Below are 16,178 nucleotides of genomic sequence, written 5' to 3' on the forward strand. Positions count from 1 at the left end.
CCGGTACGCAGACAGGTAGCTTGAGGAATTGATGGCTGACAACGAGGGCACGCCCACCCAGACGACCGACACCCCGTCCGTGGAGACCGTCGCCGACGCGGCGGCCCCGGCCGAGTCCGCGAAGGGCGGCGCGCAGACCGACATGTCGGTGGCGGAGCTGCGTGAGTGGCTGCGGCGCTGGGTCTCCGAGGCGACCGGGCAACCGATCGAGCAGATCACCGTGGACCGGCCGATGGAGGAGTTCGGGCTCGCCTCGCGGGACGCCATCGCCCTCGGCGGGGACATCGAGGAACTGACCGGCGTGATGCTGAACGCGACGATCGTGTACCAGCATCCGACCATCGCCGCGCTGGCCGAGCGGATCATCAACGGTGAGCCGGACGTGCCGGAGGAATCCGCGGACGACGCGTTCTACTCCGCGGGCTACCGTCCGGGGGAAGCGCACGACATCGCGATCGTCGGCCTGTCGACGCGACTGCCCGGCGCGGGTGACACCCCGGAGTCGACGTGGGAATTCCTCATCGGACGCGGTGACGCGATCCGGGAGCTGCCCGAGGGCAGGTGGGAGGAGTTCGCGGGCGATCCGATGGCGGCCGAGGCGATCGCCAAGGGCAACACCCTCGGTGGTTATCTCGACCAGGACGTCGTGAAGGGTTTCGACGCGGAGTTCTTCGCGATGTCGCCCCTCGAGGTGGAGCGCGTCGATCCGCAGCAGCGTCTGATGATGGAGCTGACCTGGGAGGCGCTGGAGCACGCCAGGATTCCGGCCAGCCAGCTCAAGGGCGAGTCGGTCGGCGTCTTCATCGGCACCTCGACCAGCGACTTCATGCTGATCGCCGCGCTCGGTCTCGGCGCGGACGACCCATCCGCGCCCGCTTCGGCCGCCGCGTACGGTTTGACCGGCAGCTCGTCGTCGATCATCCCGAACCGCATCTCCTACTTCTACGACTTCCGCGGCCCCTCCGTCGCGATCGATACCGCGTGCTCGTCCACGCTGGTCGCCGTGCACCAGGCGGTGCGCGCGCTGCGCAGCGGTGACGCGGATCTGGCGCTGGCAGGCGGCGTGAACATGCTGCTGGCTCCGATGGCCACGCTCGGCTTCGATTCCGTCGGCGCGGTCGCGAAGGACGGACGGATCAAGGCGTTCTCGTCGGATGCCGACGGCATGGTGCGCTCCGAGGGCGCGGGCCTGGTGGTGCTCAAGCGGCTCGCCGACGCCGAGCGCGATGGCGATCGCATCCTCGGTGTGGTCAAGGGCTCGGCGGTCAACTCCGACGGCCGTTCCAACGGCATCGTCGCCCCTAATCCGGACGCTCAGGCCGACGTGTTGCGTCGCGCCTACCGCGACGCGGGCCTGCCGCCGTCCACCGTCGACTACATCGAGGCGCACGGCACCGGCACGGCGCTCGGCGATCCGATCGAGGCGGACGCGCTCGGCCGGGTGGTCGGCCGGGGACGCGAGGCCGGCAAGCCGGTGCTGCTCGGTTCGGCCAAGACCAATTTCGGCCACCTGGAGTCGGGCGCCGGTGCGGCGAGCCTGGCCAAGGTGATCATGTCGTTGCAGCACAACGTCATTCCGCCGAACATCAACTACGCAGGCCCGAGCCCCTACATACCGTTCGACCAGGCGAACCTGAAGGTCGTCGACGAGCCGACCGAGTTCCCCCGCTACAGCGGCAAGGCGACCATCGGCATCTCCGGCTTCGGATTCGGCGGCACCAACGCGCACGTCGTCGTCCAGGAGTACGTGCCGACCGCGACCGAGACCGAGGCTCCGTTCTCCGAACTCGAGGCCAGGCTGGACGAGGACGCGATGGCGGAGAGCGCCGACGCGGAGACGGAGTCCGAGGCAGGCGACGCCGTGGCCGAGGTGGCGGCCGAAGCCCCCGCGGAATGGACCGCGGAGCGCACCGAGCCGCTGCCGCAGATCCTGGCCGTGTCGGGCTACCTGCCTTCGCGCCGCCGTCGTGCCGCCGCCGAGCTGGCCGACTGGCTGGAATCCGAGGCGGGCACGCGGACTCCGCTCGCCGACGTGGCGCGGTCGCTGGCCAAGCGCAGCCACTGGCGTTCGCGCGGCGTGGTGCTGGCCAAGACGCACGAAGAGGCGATCTCCGGACTGCGCGCCATCGCGGCAGGCAAGCCGGGCGCAGGCGTCTTCACCGCCGACGCGCCCGCGGCCATGGGCCCGATGTGGGTGCTCGCCGGTTTCGGCGCGCAGCACCGCAAGATGGGCAAGCAGCTCTACCTGGAGAATTCGATCTTCGCCGCGGCCGTCGACGAGGTCGACGAGCTGGTGCAGGACGAAGCCGGATACTCGGTGCGCGAGCTGTTCCTCGACGACAGCCAGGACTACAACGTCGGCACCTCGCAGGTCGGCATCTTCACCATCCAGGTCGGTCTGGCCGCGCTGCTGCGCGCGCACGGCGCGGAACCCGAAGCGGTGGTGGGCCATTCGATGGGTGAGGTCGCGGGCGCGTACATCGCCGGTGGTCTGTCCCTCGAGGACGCGGTGCGCGTGATCTGCGCCCGTTCCCGCCTCATGGGCGAGGGCGAGCAGATGATCAGCGACGACGACGTGCGCAATATGGCGCTCATCGAGTACAGCGCCGAGGACGTCGCGAACCTGCTGCCGGAATACCCGGACGTCGAGGTCGCGGTGTACGCGGCGCCGACGAACACGGTGATCGGCGGTCCGCAGGACCAGGTCGCGGCGATCGTCGCGCGGGTGGAGGCGGCGGGCAAGTTCGCCCGGGTGCTGCAGACCCGCGGCGCGGGCCACACTTCGCAGATGGACCCGCTGCTCGGCGAGCTGGCCGCGGAACTGGCCGGTATCGAGCCGACGAAGCTGAAGACCGGTCTGTACTCGACGGTGCACAAGGAAGAGTTCTTCCGCTCCGGTCACGACCCGATCCACGACGAGGACTACTGGGTCAAGAACATGCGCCACAGCGTGTACTTCACCAACGCGGTGAAGCTCGCGGTGGACGCGGGACACACCACGTTCTTGGAGCTGGCGCCGAATTCCGTCGCGCTGATGCAGGTGCTCGGCACCACCTTCGCTGCGGGCGTGCACGACGCGCAGCTCATCCCCACGCTCAAGCGCAAGGAGGACGAGTCCGCGGGTGTGATCGCGGCGCTCGCCCAGCTCTACGTGCACGGGCACAAGGTGGACCTGTTCTCGCTGGTCGGTCCCGGCGAGTACGCCGACGTTCCGCGCACCACGTTCGTGCGCAAGGAGTACTGGCCGAAGGCCCAGCTGGCCTCGGGCGGCAACGGCCGGGTTCCCGGCGCGCACGTGGCGCTGCCGGACGGCAGGCACGTCTGGGAGGTGCAGGCGGCCTCGGTGACCGATCTCGCCGGACTCGTGCGTGCCGCGGCGGCGCAGGTGCTCAGCGACGTGTCGCTGGGCGCGTCGATCCCGCACGCGCCGATCCCGGTCGCGGGCACGCTCACCACCACGCTCACCCCGCATCCCGGCGGCGCCTCGGTGCAGGTGCACGCCAAGGAGGGCAGCGCCTTCCGCCTGGTGTTCGACGCCGTGGTGACCTCCGGCGCTGCGCTGCCGGAACCCGTCGCGGCCGAGGCTGTCCCGGCGATCGCCGCGCAGCCGCAGGGCGATGCCGACATCGAGGTCGTGGAGACCTTCGGAGACCGGTGGGACCCGAACGGCACGCAGACCGTCGAGGATCGGCTCGCACTGATCGTCGCGGAGTCCATGGGTTACGCGGTCGAGGATCTCCCGATGGAGATCCCGCTGATGGAACTCGGCCTGGACTCGCTGATGGCGATGCGCATCAAGAACCGGGTCGAGTACGAGTTCGACATCCCGCAGTTGCAGGTGCAGGCCGTGCGGGACGCGAGCCTGCACGAGGTCGGCAAGGTGCTGCGGTACGCGATCGAGCACCGCGACGAGGTGCAGGCGATGGCCGACCAGCAGGCCGCCGACAAGGCCGCGGGCGGCACGGGCGAGCTGGCCGTCGACGCCGATTTCATCGCCACGGCCCGTGCGGCCATGGTCACCGGCGCGGACCCGATCGCGGCGGTGACGGGCAAGACGACCGAGGCCGCTCCGGCCGAGCAGGCTGATACGCCGACAGCTGCCGTGACGACGGAAACCGCTGCGCCCGAAGCCGCTGCGGCTCCCGCCGCGGCCACCCCCGCGGCCGTGTTCGGCGGCGGCGCCCAGCAGTCGGCCGACGAGGACGACGTCCCGCCCCGTGACGCCGCCGAGCGCCTGACCTTCGCCACCTGGGCGGTGGTCACCGGCAAATCGGCCGGAGGCATCTTCAACACGCTGCCGATCCTCGACGAGGACACCGCGGAGAAGCTGGCCGCGCGCCTGACCGAGCGGGTCAAGGCCGAGGTCACCGTGGACGACGTGCTCGACTGCGAGACCATCGAGCAGCTGGCCGACATCGTCCGCACGCTGCAGGACAGCGGCGCGGATGTGGACGGTTTCGTCCGTCCGCTGCGGGCGCGGCCGGAAGGCTCGAATGCCGTGCCGGTCTTCGTGTTCCATCCCTCCGGCGGGAACACGCTGGTGTACGAACCGCTGCTGAAGCGGCTGCCCGCGGAGACGCCGATGTACGGCTTGGAACGGGTCGACGGCTCCATCGAGGAACGAGCCCGCCAGTACCTGCCGGAGCTGCGCAAGCTCCAGGGTGACGGTCCGTTCGTGCTGTACGGCTGGTCGCTTGGTGCGGTGCTGGCCATGCAGACCGCGCAATTGCTGCGCGCCGAAGGCGCGGACGTGCGCGTGGTCGGCCTGATCGATCTGGCCATTCCGACGCAGGGCGAGGACAACAGTCCCGAGGAGCGGGTGCGCCGGATCGAGCGCTATCAGATGTTCGCCAAGAAGACTTACGGCGTCGATGGCGAACTGGACCGCGAACAGCTCGAAACGCTGGCCGCGGCCTCCGACGAAGAGCAGTTCAAGATGATCAGTGACCTGATCAAGATCAGCGGTACCAAGATCCCAGGCGGTGTGCTCGAACACCAGCGCACCTCGTGGATCGAGAGCCGTGAGCTCGCCAAGACCCAACCGTCTCATTACGACGGAGATGTGGTGCTGTACCTCGCCGATCGCTATCACGACGGGATGATCGAACTGGAGCCGCGCTTCGCCGACCGGTTGCCCAACGGCGGCTGGAACGAGTACATCCCGAATTTGGAGGTCGTCCACATCGCCGGCGACCACCTGCAGATCATCGACGAACCGCGGATCGGCAAGATCGGAGCCGACTTGACCGCGAAGCTCGCCGCGATCGAGGCGAAAGGGGCCAAGTGAGCACTACTGCCGAAAAACTCGCCGACCTGCGCAAGCGCCTGGAACTAGCGCAGGAGCCCGCGGGTGAAGCGGGCGTGGCCAAGCGGGCGAAGAAAGGCATCCCCAGCGCCCGCGACCGGATCAACATGCTGCTGGACCCGGGAACCTTCGTGGAAATCGGTGCGCTGGTACGCAAACCGGGCGATTCCGCCGCGCTCTACGGCGACGGCGTCGTCACCGGGCACGGCTTGGTCGAAGGCAGGCCCGTGGCGGTGTTCTCGCACGACCAGACCGTCTACGGCGGTTCGGTCGGCGAGATGTTCGGCCGTAAGGTGGCCGGGATCCTGGAGTACGCCGCCAAGGTGGGGTGCCCGGTGGTCGGCATCAACGACTCCGGCGGCGCGCGCGTGCAGGAGGCGGTGACCTCACTGGCCTGGTACGCCGAGCTGGGGCGGCGGCAGGAGCCGCTGTCGGGCCTGGTCCCGCAGATCTCGATGATCCTCGGCAAGTGCGCAGGTGGCGCCGTCTACGCCCCGATCAATACCGACGTGGTGGTGGCGACCGAAGAGGCGTACATGTTCGTCACCGGGCCGAAGGTGATCCGTGAGGTCACCGGCGAGGACGTGAGCCTCGAGGAACTCGGCGGCGCGCGCAGCCAGGCCGAGTACGGCAACATCCACCACGTGGCCAAGGACGAGGCGTCCGCGTTCGAGTGGGTGCGCGACTACCTGAGCTATCTGCCGACCAGTTGCCAGGAGCTGGCGCCGATCGTGAATCCCGGCTTGGAGCCGGAGATCACCGACGCCGATCTGGAGCTGAACTCGATCGTCCCGGACTCCGACAACGCCGGCTACGACATGCACGAGATCCTGCTGCGCATCTTCGACGACGGCGCCTTCCACGAGGTCGGCGCTTCGGCGGGGCGCAACGTCATCACCGGCTTCGCCCGCGTGGACGGCCGCAGCGTCGGCGTGGTGGCCAACCAGCCGATGGTGTACGCGGGCGCGCTGGACGCTCGCGCCTCGGACAAGGCGGCGCATTTCGTGCGCCTGTGCGACGCCTTCGAGATCCCGTTGGTGTTCGTCGTGGACACGCCGGGGTTCCTGCCCGGTGTGGAACAGGAGAAGATCGGCGTCATCAAGCGTGGTGGACGGTTCCTGTTCTCCTACGTGGAGGCCTCGGTGCCGAAGGTCACCGTGGTGATCCGCAAGTCCTACGGCGGCGGTTACGCCGTGATGGGCTCCAAGCAGCTGGGCGCCGACGTGAACCTGGCCTGGCCGACGGCGCGGATCGCGGTCATGGGCGCCGAGAGCGCGGTCAGCTTGATCGGAGCCAAGCAGATCGAAGCCGCGCCCGAGGACCAGCGTGCGGCGATTCGCAAGCAGATGATCGACTTCTACAACGCCACCGTGGCGACGCCGTGGGTGGCCGCCGAACGCGGATACATCGACGCGGTCATCGAGCCGTCGGCGACTCGACTGGAAATCCGTCGTGCGCTACAGCTGTTGCGGGACAAAGCTATTGCCCGCAACCCGCGCAAGCATCACCTGCTGCCGTTGTAGCAGCCGGAAAACGATCGGGCCGCACCCCTTGGGGCGCGGCCCGATTCGCGTCATGCGTCTCGAATGATCAGCTGACCGTGACGGATTCGATGACGACGTCATCGACCGGCACGTCCTGGTGCATTCCCGCCGAGGACGTGGCGACACCCGCGATCTTGTCGACCACGTCGGTGCCTTCGGTCACCGCGCCGAAGACCGCGTAGCCCCAGCCCGAGGGAGTGGGAGCGGAGTGGTTGAGGAAATCGTTGTCCGAGACGTTGATGAAGAACTGCGCGGTGGCCGAATGCGGGTCGTTGGTGCGGGCCATCGCGACGGTGTACTTGTTGTTCTTCAGGCCGTTGTTCGCTTCGTTCTGGATCGGGCTCTTGGTGCCCTTCTGGCGCAGCCCGGGCTCGAACCCGCCGCCCTGGATCATGAAGCCGGGGATGACGCGGTGGAAGATGGTGCCGTTGTAGTGGCCGGCGTTCACGTAGTCCACGAAATTGCGCACCGTGTTCGGCGCTTTCTGATCGTCCAGTTCGAGCACGATCGATCCGTAGTTCGTCGAGATATTCACCTTGGTCATACACCCACCTTTCCATCCCTCTGTGGCCCGGTGCGTCATACGGGTACTTTTCCGGCGCCCGGGGTCGGATATGGACAACTGGTTTCGTATGCACATGGGTAACTCGCCGGGAACGCTCAGAATGTGAGCGGCGCCCGACGCAGGACCTGAACGCGAAGCTCGCAACACTCGACTAGCACGGCCTAAAGACCCGGAGAGGCGGGGGAGCCAGATAGCATTGCCAACCGTGCCCGACGCCGCAACCGCTGTTCTCACGAAACCTCCCGCCGCCCCGGTGGTGACCCCGAACGATTTCCGGACCGCCCGGCTCATCGCGCTGGTGGCCGGAGTGCTCGGCGCGTTGTTCGCCCTGGCGACCCCGTTCCTGCCGGTCACGCAGACCACCGCGGTGCTGAACTGGCCGCAGGGCGGGACGCTCGGCAACGTGCAGGCGCCGCTGATGTCGCAGGTCCCGATCGACCTGAAGGCGACGATCCCGTGCGAGACGATCGCCCAGCTACCCGAGCGCGGTGGCATGCTGCTGGCCACCGCGCCGCCGCAGGGTGACCGGGCCGCGCTGGAGGCCATGTTCGTACGGGTCTCGGAGACGTCGGTGGACGTGATCGACCGCAACGCGGTGGTGGTGTCGGCCGACCGTAGCCGCATGGGCGAGTGCACGGCGCTGACCATCGATTCGGACAGCGAACGCACCTTCGCCGGGTTCAGCGGGCTCACCCGGCAGGTGGAGCGGCCGGTCGAAGGCGGGGCGCCCGGGGCGAACGAGTCGGTCACCGTGCCGGTGGAGGGGCAGCTCGGCGGCGATCTGCGGCCCCAGGTGGTCGGGGTGTTCTCGGACCTGAAGGGCGCGGCGCCCACCGGTTTGTCGTTCACCATGACGGTGGACACCCGATTCTCCTCCAGCCCGACCGCGATCAAGCTGATCGCGATGATCGCGGCGGTGCTGTGCACACTGATCGCCCTGACGGCGCTGGCCCGGCTCGACAGCAGTGACGGGCGCGGGCACCGCCGGTTCCTGCCCGCGAACTGGCTGAAGCCGACCTGGGCGGACGGCGCGGTGGTGGGCACGCTGCTGCTGTGGCATTTCGCGGGCGCGAACACCTCCGACGACGGCTACATCCTCAGCATGGTGCGGGTGGCGCCGCACGCGGGTTACATGGCCAACTACTTCCGCTGGTACGGCGTGCCGGAGGCGCCGTTCGGCTGGTACTACTACGTGATCCAGATCTTCTCGGAGATCTCCACGGCAAGTCCCTGGGTCCGGTTGCCCGCGCTGGCCTGCGCGATCCTGTGCTGGCTTGTGATCAGCCGCGAGGTGGTGCCCCGCCTCGGCCGCGGGGTGCGCACCAGCAAGGTGGCGCTGTGGACCGGTGGACTGGTGTTCCTGGCGTTCTGGCTGCCGTTCGACAACGGTCTGCGCTCGGAGCCGATCGTCGCGCTCGGCGCGCTGCTGACCTGGGTGTCGATCGAGCGGGCCATCGCGACCGGACGGCTGCTGCCCGCCGCGGTGGCGGTCCTGGTGGCGGCCTTCACCCTTGCGGCCGCGCCGACGGGCCTGATGTGCGTGGCGGCGCTGCTGGCCGGTATCCGCCCGATGCTGCGCATCGTGGTGCGCAAGCACCGGCAGTTCGCCGCGCTCGGCGCCGGGCGGTGGGGCTCGACGCTGCCGCTGCTCGCGCCGATCGCCGCGGCGGGTGTGCTCGTGCTGACGGCCGTCTACACCGACCAGACCTTCGCGGGCATCCAGGAGGCCAACCGGGTGCGCCAGGTGACCGGGCCGAACCTGGCCTGGTACGAGGACTACCTGCGCTACTACTACCTGTTCGTGGAGACCGTCGACGGCTCGCTGTCGCGCCGCTTCGCCTTCCTGGTGATGCTGCTGTGCCTGTTCACCACCATGCTGGTGCTGCTGCGGCGCAGGCGGGTGCCGGGTATCTCCAGCGGTCCTACCTGGCGGCTGATGGGCGTGGTCTTCGGGACGATCTTCTTCATGATGTTCAACCCGACCAAGTGGACCCACCACTTCGGCGCGTACGCGGGCATCGCGGGTTCGCTGGCGGCGGTCACCGCGGTAGCGGTCTCGGCGAGCGCCCTGCGGGCCCGCAAGAACCGCGCCATCTTCCTGGCCGGGTTGCTGTTCGTGCTCGCGGTCGCGTTCTCCGGCATCAACGGCTACTGGTACGTATCCAGCTTCGGCGTGCCGTGGTTCGACAAGCGCGTCTCGCTGCACGGCTACCAGTCCAACACCCTCATGCTCATGCTGTTCGGCGTGGCCTTGGCGCTGGTCGGCTGGTACGCGCTGCGGGAGGACTACACCAAGCCGCAGCCGTCGGCCAAGACGGCGCGCGGCAGGCGGATCCGCCGGTTCGCCGCGATCCCGCTGACCGTGGTCGCCGCGCTGATGGTCGCGCTCGAGGTGGTCTCGCTGGTCAAGGGCGCGGTCTCGCAGTATCCGGCGTACTCGCTGGCCCGGTCGAACATCGACGCGCTCGGCGGCAGCACCTGCGGCCTGGCCAACGACGTGCTGGTCGAGCCGGACCCGAACGCGGGCAAGCTGGAGCCGATCATCGATCCGGCGCATCCGCCGACGAATCCCGCCGATCCGCTGGCCGGCGTCGACCCGGTCGGATTCGACCCGAACGGCGTGCCCAACGATCTGTCCGCGGACACCGTCGAGGTGAAGCCGGGTACCGGCAACACCTCCACCCAGTCGGTCGGCGCGGCGTTCGCGGAGGGGCAGAGCGCGGGCACCGGCGGCGGTCAGGGCGCGCGCGGCGTCAACGGCTCCACCGTCGCCCTCCCGTTCGGCCTGGACCCCGCGACCACGCCGATCCTCGGCAGCTACCAGAACGGCATGCAGCAGCCCGCGAACGTCACTTCCAGCTGGTACCAGCTGCCCGCGCGTTCGGCGGACAAGCCGCTGGTGGTGATCTCCGCCGCCGGTCGCATCCTGTCCTTCGACGACACCGGCGCGATGAAGTACGGCCAGTCGCTGACCGTCGACTACGGCAAGCGGCAGCCCGACGGCAGCGTGCAGAAGCTCGGCACCTACCTGCCGCGCGACATCGGCCCGTTCCCGTCCTGGCGCAACCTGCGGGTGCCGCTGGACGAGATCGCGCCCGACGCCGACGCGGTGCGCATCGTCGCCAACGACCCGATCCTGATCGGTGACCAGTGGCTGGCGTTCACGCCGCCGCGGATGCCCGAGCTGCGGACGCTCAACAGCCTGCTGGGTTCCGAGCAGCCGATCCTGCTGGACTGGGCGGTGGGCCTGCAGTTCCCGTGCCAGCGTCCGTTCGACCACCGCAACGGCGTGGCCGAGGTGCCCGGCTACCGCATCCTGCCGGATCGCCCGCTGGCCGTCAGCTCGACGAACACCTGGCAGGCCGAGGAGTTCGGCGGCGTGCTCGGCTTCACCCAGATGCTGGCCAGGTCCATCTCCGTGCCCACCTACCTCAAGGACGACTGGGCGCGTGACTGGGGCTCCTTGGAGCGCTACGAGCAGTACGACCGCAACGCGGTCCCGGCGAAGCTGGACACCGGCACCGCGACGCGCTCGGGCCTTTGGTCGCCGGGCAGTATGCGGGTGTTCTGACATCGCGCTCGGGCCATGGCCCAGACACAGGGCCGCCGCGCAGGCTGATCCTGCGCGGCGGCCCTGCCGTATGTCGCCGGTGTCTACCGGGCGCTCAGACCTTCAGCCGAAGACCGAGCTCGCGCCGGAGCACCTCTTGCGAAGGGAGGCGGCCGAGCACGCGCAGCACCGCAGGCCGCAGCTCCCGTTGTTCCTCTTCGTTGAGCAGTCCGACAAGATCGCGCAGATCCATTTCATCGAATGCCGTTGTCATGGCATTCAGATTAAGGCCATCGACCCGATTCGTCTTCCGATGTTTAACCACAGGTGGGAGCACATTTTCAGACCGGACAACCGGTTTATTGCGCGGCGGTGTCGTAGCGCTCCCGTGCGGCGACGACGTCTTCCATGCGAGCCTCCGCCCACGCTTTGACCGCGCTCATGACCGGCTGGAGGCTGTGGCCGAGCGGAGTGAGTTCGTAGTCGACCCGGACCGGGACTTCCGCGGTGATCCGTCGCTCCACCAGGCCGTCGCGTTCCAGTCCGCGCAGCGTCTGCGTGAGCATCTTGGGGCTCACGCCGGCGATGATCCGGCTCAGCTCGCCGTAGCGCAACGGCCCGTCGGCGAGGGCGGTCAAGACAAGACTCACCCATTTGTCGCTGATCCGATCCAGGAGTTGCCGGGTCGGGCACTCGGCGATGTACGCGTCGTACCGCTGTTTGGCCAGCTCACGGCGCTGTGCCGCGGTCTTCGTCGCCATTGAGCGCACCTCGCTGTCTCTAACGCACTTTCGGGTAACTACTACCTCATGGATAGTAACCCGCTCTAGGTTGGTCGGCGGCAGAGAGGAAGGAATGTCATGCGAGCAGTAGTAGTCCGCCGACCGGGACCCGAAGCCGTGGTGGAGATCGTGGAGGTGCCGACGCCGCAGGCGGGGCCGGGCACGGTCCGCATCGCGGTCGCGGCGGCGACGGTGAACCCGGTGGATCTGATGGTGCGGGCGGGCGTGGGCGGCACGCCGTTCGCCGCGCCGCGCGATCAGTGGGGCGTCGGCTGGGATGTCGCGGGCACGGTCGACGCGGTCGGCGAGGGCGTCACGGAGTTCACGGTGGGGCAAGCGGTGATCGGCATCAGCGACCGGCTCGACATCTCGCTCGGCGCGCAGGCCGACTACGTGGTGCTGGAGGCCGGGAATGTCGCGCCCGCTCCGGTTTCCGTGTCGCCGGTGCACGCGGCCACCATCCCGCTCAACGGTCTCACCGCGCTCCAATCCCTCGACGCGCTGGATCTCGCGCCCACCGACACGCTGTTGGTGACCGGCGCCGCGGGCGCTGTCGGCGGATTCGCGGTCGAACTCGCGGCGGCGCAGGGGATCCGCGTGATCGCCTCGGCTTCACCCGCCGACGAGGACGCGGTGCGCGCCTTGGGCGCCACCGATTTCGTGCCGCGCCAGGCATCTTTGCCGGATGCCGTCCGCGCCATCGTCCCCGGCGGCGTCGACGCCGCCCTGGACGCGGCCGCCCTCGGCCCGGCGACGCTCGCCGCGGTACGCAGCGGCGGAAAATTCGTGTCGATCAGCGTCCCCAACACGCCGATCCCCCTGCGCGGCACCACCGTCCACACAGTCCTGGTCCGCGCCGACCGAACCCAACTCGACCACCTCGTGAACCGAGTCGACGAGGGCAAACTAACCCTCCGCGTCGCCGAAACCCACCCCCTCACCTCCGCCCCGCAAGCCCAGACCCGCCTGGCACTCGGCGGCCTCCGCGGCCGCCTCGTCCTCACCCCCTGACCCCCTCCACGAGTGGCACACGGCTGCGGCGAATCGCGAGAGAACTCTCCACCATGTGCCACTCGCGGGGTTCAGCGGATGCGGATGGGGTCGTCGGTGGAGAGGCCGGTGCGGGTTCGGGTCGTGGTGGTGATGGAGGCTGGTGTCGCGGTGGGGTCGTAGGGGGTGAAGCGTTCGAGGGAGCCCCAGTCGCGGGACCAGTCGCGGTTCAGGTAGGCGGGGACGGTTTGGGATTTCAGCAGCAGGCCGGTCCAGCCGAGCGGGCCGCCGCCGATGTCGTCCTGCCAGGCGTTGGAGGCGTCGGAGCCCACGCGGTCGGGCAGGATGCGCCACCGCGGGATCTCGCCGACGCCGTCCTTGTGGTCGAACGGCCGCTGGCACGGGAAGGCGAGACCGACGTGCCAGTCCAGCAGCACCGGAGCCTGCGACCCGACCACGGAATTCAACGTGGCCAGCTTGGGCAGCCTGGGCGGGGTGACGGCCAGCCACTGCTTCGGCGTGATGTCGTTGTCGACCGCGACCAGCCGCACCGCGTTCACTTCCGCGGGCAGCCGATCCAGCGGCACCCGCAGATTGCGCCAGGACGGCGCGGGGCCGATGTCGAGCGGATCGATCGAGCCGAGCGTGCGCACCTCGCCGTCGGCGCCGCGGACGCCGTACTCCAAGTGCAGTTCCTGTCCGTAGGTGAGCACACCGTCGGCGTCCACCGAGCGGATCCGGCCCGCCGCGGTGATCGCGAGCACCTGGTAGGCCGGGTCGTTGCGCATGCTGTCGGTCAGGTCGAGGCGGTACCACTGGGTGGTCAGCTTCGCCTGCTGCTGCTCACCTTCCTGGTAGCTGCCCAGCACCGGGGTCTTCGCCGGGTCAAGGCCGAACGGCAGCGCGACGGTGCTGCCGTTGATGCCCGCCTGCTCGGTGGTGCCGCCTCCGGTGCCCGCGCCGGTGGTGTTGGTGGTCTTGTTCTCCGAATCCTTGTCCACGGAGTTCGCACCGCCGGTGACCGTCTCCTCGGCGTCGGCGGTGAGGTCGCGCGCCACCCCGTTCGGCGTGAATCCTTTGTTCTGCGCCGCCAATCCGTCCGCGGGTGATCCGGTGAACGGTTGCAGCAGCGAATCGGCGGTGTCGGTCTCGACGAGCACCTCGTTCGCCAGCGCGCACGAATCCCCGCCGACCGATTCCACGTTCGACTTGGTGATCGAGTACGCGGGGTACTGCGTGGCCGCGGCCTTGGCGAGCGAGGCGACCTCGAAGATCACCAGCAGTGCGGCGGCCACGGTCAACGGCGCCGAGGCCCACCGGTCGAATCGCCTCGGGGCCCCGCCACTCTCGCGCCGGTACGGCTCGCGGTAGTGCTGCCAGATGGCGACCAGCAGTGCGAGGCCGCTGAGCCCGAGGAACAGGGTGGACAGCCCCTTGCCCGCGATCAGCGGCGCCTTGTCCCACCACGGGACGCCGTAGCTGGACACGTACCACCACCCGTTGGAGCCGGTGAAGGTCACGGCGAGCAGGAACAGCACCGCCGCGGCGAACAACGCCCGGTTGCGCGGCGAGCGAATGCCGGTGGTGCCCACCGCGACCGCAGCGAGCGCGGCCAGCGATCCGGCCAGTCCGGCGTACACGCCGAAGTGGTGCGTCCACTTGGTGGGGGTGAACATCATCAGGAACAGCGACGCGAACACGATGCCGAGAATGCGCACCGATGGGCCGCGCGAGGTGCCCGGGATGCGGCCCTTCCGCAGGACTTGCAGCACGCACACGAGCAGGCACAGCAGCATCACCAGCACGCCGAACCGCCGCGCCAGCGAACCGTCCGGCGACAGCATGAGCAGCGAGTCCCAGCGGGTGCGCTCGTCGAACCAGGCGACGTTCGGTCCGACGATCGTGCGCACCCGGGTGGCTTCCAGCACCGTCGCCAGGGTCTGGTCGGCGAAGATCACCACCAGCACCAGCGTGCCCGCGGCGAGGCCGGGGGCGATCAGCGCGGCGGATCGGAACACCGTGCCCGCCAGAGACGGCTTGCGCGCCTTCGCGGGGGCGTTCACCGCGGCCGCGGCTTCGGTGGAACCGGCGGCGGCCGCGTCGGCGTCGGGCCCGGTCCTGGCGGGCACGACGCCGCGCGCACGCTTGATGATGATCAGCAGCACCGGCCGTGAGCCGGCGATCAGCGCCGCGATGCAGATCAGGCCGGTCGGACCCGCCGCGAGCGAGAACGCGGCGATCAGGACGGCCGCCGCGGCGGGCAGCAGCCGCCCGGTCGCGATGGCGCGCTCGATCGAGCACCAGGTGAGCAGCGCGCCCGCCGCGATGAGCGGTTCGGGGCGCAGGCCGTTGTCGTAGGGCAGCCAGAACGCCAGGAACACCAGGCCCGCCGTCCACAGGGCCACCTTGTTGCGGCGCACCCGCGCGCCGAGGCGGGGCAGCACCTCGCGGCTGATCACCAGCCAGCAGATCACGCCCGCCAGCAGCGTGGGCAGTCGCATCCACAGGCTGGCGTCGGAGATCCGGGACATCCAGGCCAGCACCTCGTAGGACCAGCCGAACGGGGCCTCGGGGACGGCGAACCACCGGTAGTAGTTCGCCATGTAGCCCGCGTGGCCGGAGACGCGCGCCATGTTGAGGATGTAGCCGTCGTCGGAGGTGTTCGCCCCGATGACGTGCCACAGCGCCAGCGTGCCGAGCACGACGCCGTCCGCGGGGGTGACCCGCCACCAGTGCGCGGGCAGGAACCGGCGCGCTCGGCGCCCGTCGGCGGTGTCCAGCAGATGCAGTGCGACGAGTGCGATCAGCGTGAACACGGCTGCGGCGATCATGGCGGCCAGCTTCAGCGGCGTCGGCGTGGAGGAGAAACGCGAGTCGATGTCCGCGTGCACCTGCGCTCCGGCGAGCCGATCGGCCTTCAGATCGGTGAACACGCCCACCAACTGCGGCCGGATGTCCCGGTCGACCGTGGACCGGAACGGCGTGCCGTCCTGCCGAGTCACGCCGGTGAGTTCAGCGGTCGTCGCGGCGGCGGTCGATTCGATGTCGATCGCGGTGCAGGACCCGACCTCGGCCAGCGGCGCCGACAACAACGGGATGTCGCGCAGCACCACCGCGAGGCTGCCGTCGGCGACCGACACGACCAAACCCTTGGTCGCCGCCTGCCCGGAGGCCACCGGGGCGGTGGACAGCAGCGTGCCTCCCGATCCGAGTTCTCGGATCAGCGAGCAGGGCAGCGCCGCATGGAACCGCAGCGGCTCGTAGGACACCAGCGGAGCCGCCACGCTCCCGGCGCCGGACTCGGGCCAGTCCAGGCTCGCTCGATCCTGCCGAACCGGCAGCAGCGGGGTCAGCAATGCCAGCAGGAATCCGAGAAGCCCGGAGAGGAGGGCGATCAAGCGGATACGGGTGAACGCTCGAGAAGATCGGTCCGGTCGCACGG

At 69.4% G+C, this 16,178-nt stretch carries 8 protein-coding genes; 4 read left to right on the forward strand and 4 right to left on the reverse strand.

Annotated features, from left to right (window positions below):
• Positions 1–31: 31 nt before the first annotated feature.
• Together pks13 and ON21_RS00655 are read left to right on the forward strand one after the other, a co-directional pair.
• Positions 32–5,287 carry a polyketide synthase Pks13 gene (pks13, locus tag ON21_RS00650; RefSeq protein WP_083880328.1) on the forward strand — a complete coding sequence of 1,752 codons (5,256 nt, stop codon included), beginning with the start codon at positions 32–34 and terminating at the stop codon, positions 5,285–5,287.
• Entirely contained in the window at positions 5,284–6,828 is a 1,545-nt protein-coding gene (locus tag ON21_RS00655) for an acyl-CoA carboxylase subunit beta (RefSeq protein WP_039794307.1), read from the forward strand. Before pks13 ends, ON21_RS00655 begins: the two co-directional genes overlap by 4 nt.
• Before the next feature lie 67 nt (positions 6,829–6,895).
• Here the strand turns inward: ON21_RS00655 and ON21_RS00660 are convergent, their stop codons facing one another.
• Positions 6,896–7,393 (reverse strand): peptidylprolyl isomerase, encoded by a 498-nt coding sequence (locus tag ON21_RS00660; protein ID WP_039794308.1) that lies wholly within the window; start codon positions 7,391–7,393, stop codon positions 6,896–6,898.
• A 226-nt stretch (positions 7,394–7,619) separates the two neighbouring features.
• On the opposite strand from ON21_RS00660, the gene ON21_RS00665 reads away from it, so the two are divergent.
• Positions 7,620–10,985 carry an arabinosyltransferase domain-containing protein gene (locus tag ON21_RS00665; protein ID WP_051020118.1) on the forward strand — a complete coding sequence of 1,122 codons (3,366 nt, stop codon included), beginning with the start codon at positions 7,620–7,622 and terminating at the stop codon, positions 10,983–10,985.
• Positions 10,986–11,079: 94 nt separating this feature from the next.
• Here ON21_RS00665 and ON21_RS39180 read toward each other — a convergent pair whose 3' ends face one another.
• Both ON21_RS39180 and ON21_RS00670 read right to left on the reverse strand, forming a co-directional pair.
• The gene (locus tag ON21_RS39180) at positions 11,080–11,238 is read right to left on the reverse strand and encodes a hypothetical protein (protein WP_169332658.1); all 159 of its coding nucleotides are present in this window, start codon (positions 11,236–11,238) and stop codon (positions 11,080–11,082) included.
• 85 nt (positions 11,239–11,323) lie between these two features.
• Entirely contained in the window at positions 11,324–11,725 is a 402-nt protein-coding gene (locus ON21_RS00670; protein ID WP_039794310.1) for a winged helix-turn-helix transcriptional regulator, read from the reverse strand.
• Between the two features lie 99 nt (positions 11,726–11,824).
• On the opposite strand from ON21_RS00670, the gene ON21_RS00675 reads away from it, so the two are divergent.
• Positions 11,825–12,757, forward strand: coding sequence for an NADP-dependent oxidoreductase (locus ON21_RS00675; protein WP_039794311.1), 933 nt, complete (start codon positions 11,825–11,827; stop codon positions 12,755–12,757).
• 71 nt (positions 12,758–12,828) lie between these two features.
• Here ON21_RS00675 and ON21_RS00680 read toward each other — a convergent pair whose 3' ends face one another.
• The gene (locus ON21_RS00680; protein WP_039794312.1) at positions 12,829–16,176 is read right to left on the reverse strand and encodes an arabinosyltransferase domain-containing protein; all 3,348 of its coding nucleotides are present in this window, start codon (positions 16,174–16,176) and stop codon (positions 12,829–12,831) included.
• Positions 16,177–16,178 lie beyond the last annotated feature (2 nt).

The organism is Nocardia araoensis NBRC 100135 (assembly GCF_000308435.1).
Classification (GTDB): domain Bacteria; phylum Actinomycetota; class Actinomycetes; order Mycobacteriales; family Mycobacteriaceae; genus Nocardia; species Nocardia araoensis.

Excerpts from the sequence above, each read along its gene's own strand:
- pks13 (WP_083880328.1), top strand. The coding sequence starts at position 32 with ATGGCTGACAACGAGGGCACGCCCACCCAGACGACCGACACCCCGTCC.
- ON21_RS00660 (WP_039794308.1), bottom strand. The coding sequence starts at position 7,393 with ATGACCAAGGTGAATATCTCGACGAACTACGGATCGATCGTGCTCGAA.
- ON21_RS39180 (WP_169332658.1), bottom strand. The coding sequence starts at position 11,238 with ATGACAACGGCATTCGATGAAATGGATCTGCGCGATCTTGTCGGACTG.
- ON21_RS00670 (WP_039794310.1), bottom strand. The coding sequence starts at position 11,725 with ATGGCGACGAAGACCGCGGCACAGCGCCGTGAGCTGGCCAAACAGCGG.
- ON21_RS00675 (WP_039794311.1), top strand. The coding sequence starts at position 11,825 with ATGCGAGCAGTAGTAGTCCGCCGACCGGGACCCGAAGCCGTGGTGGAG.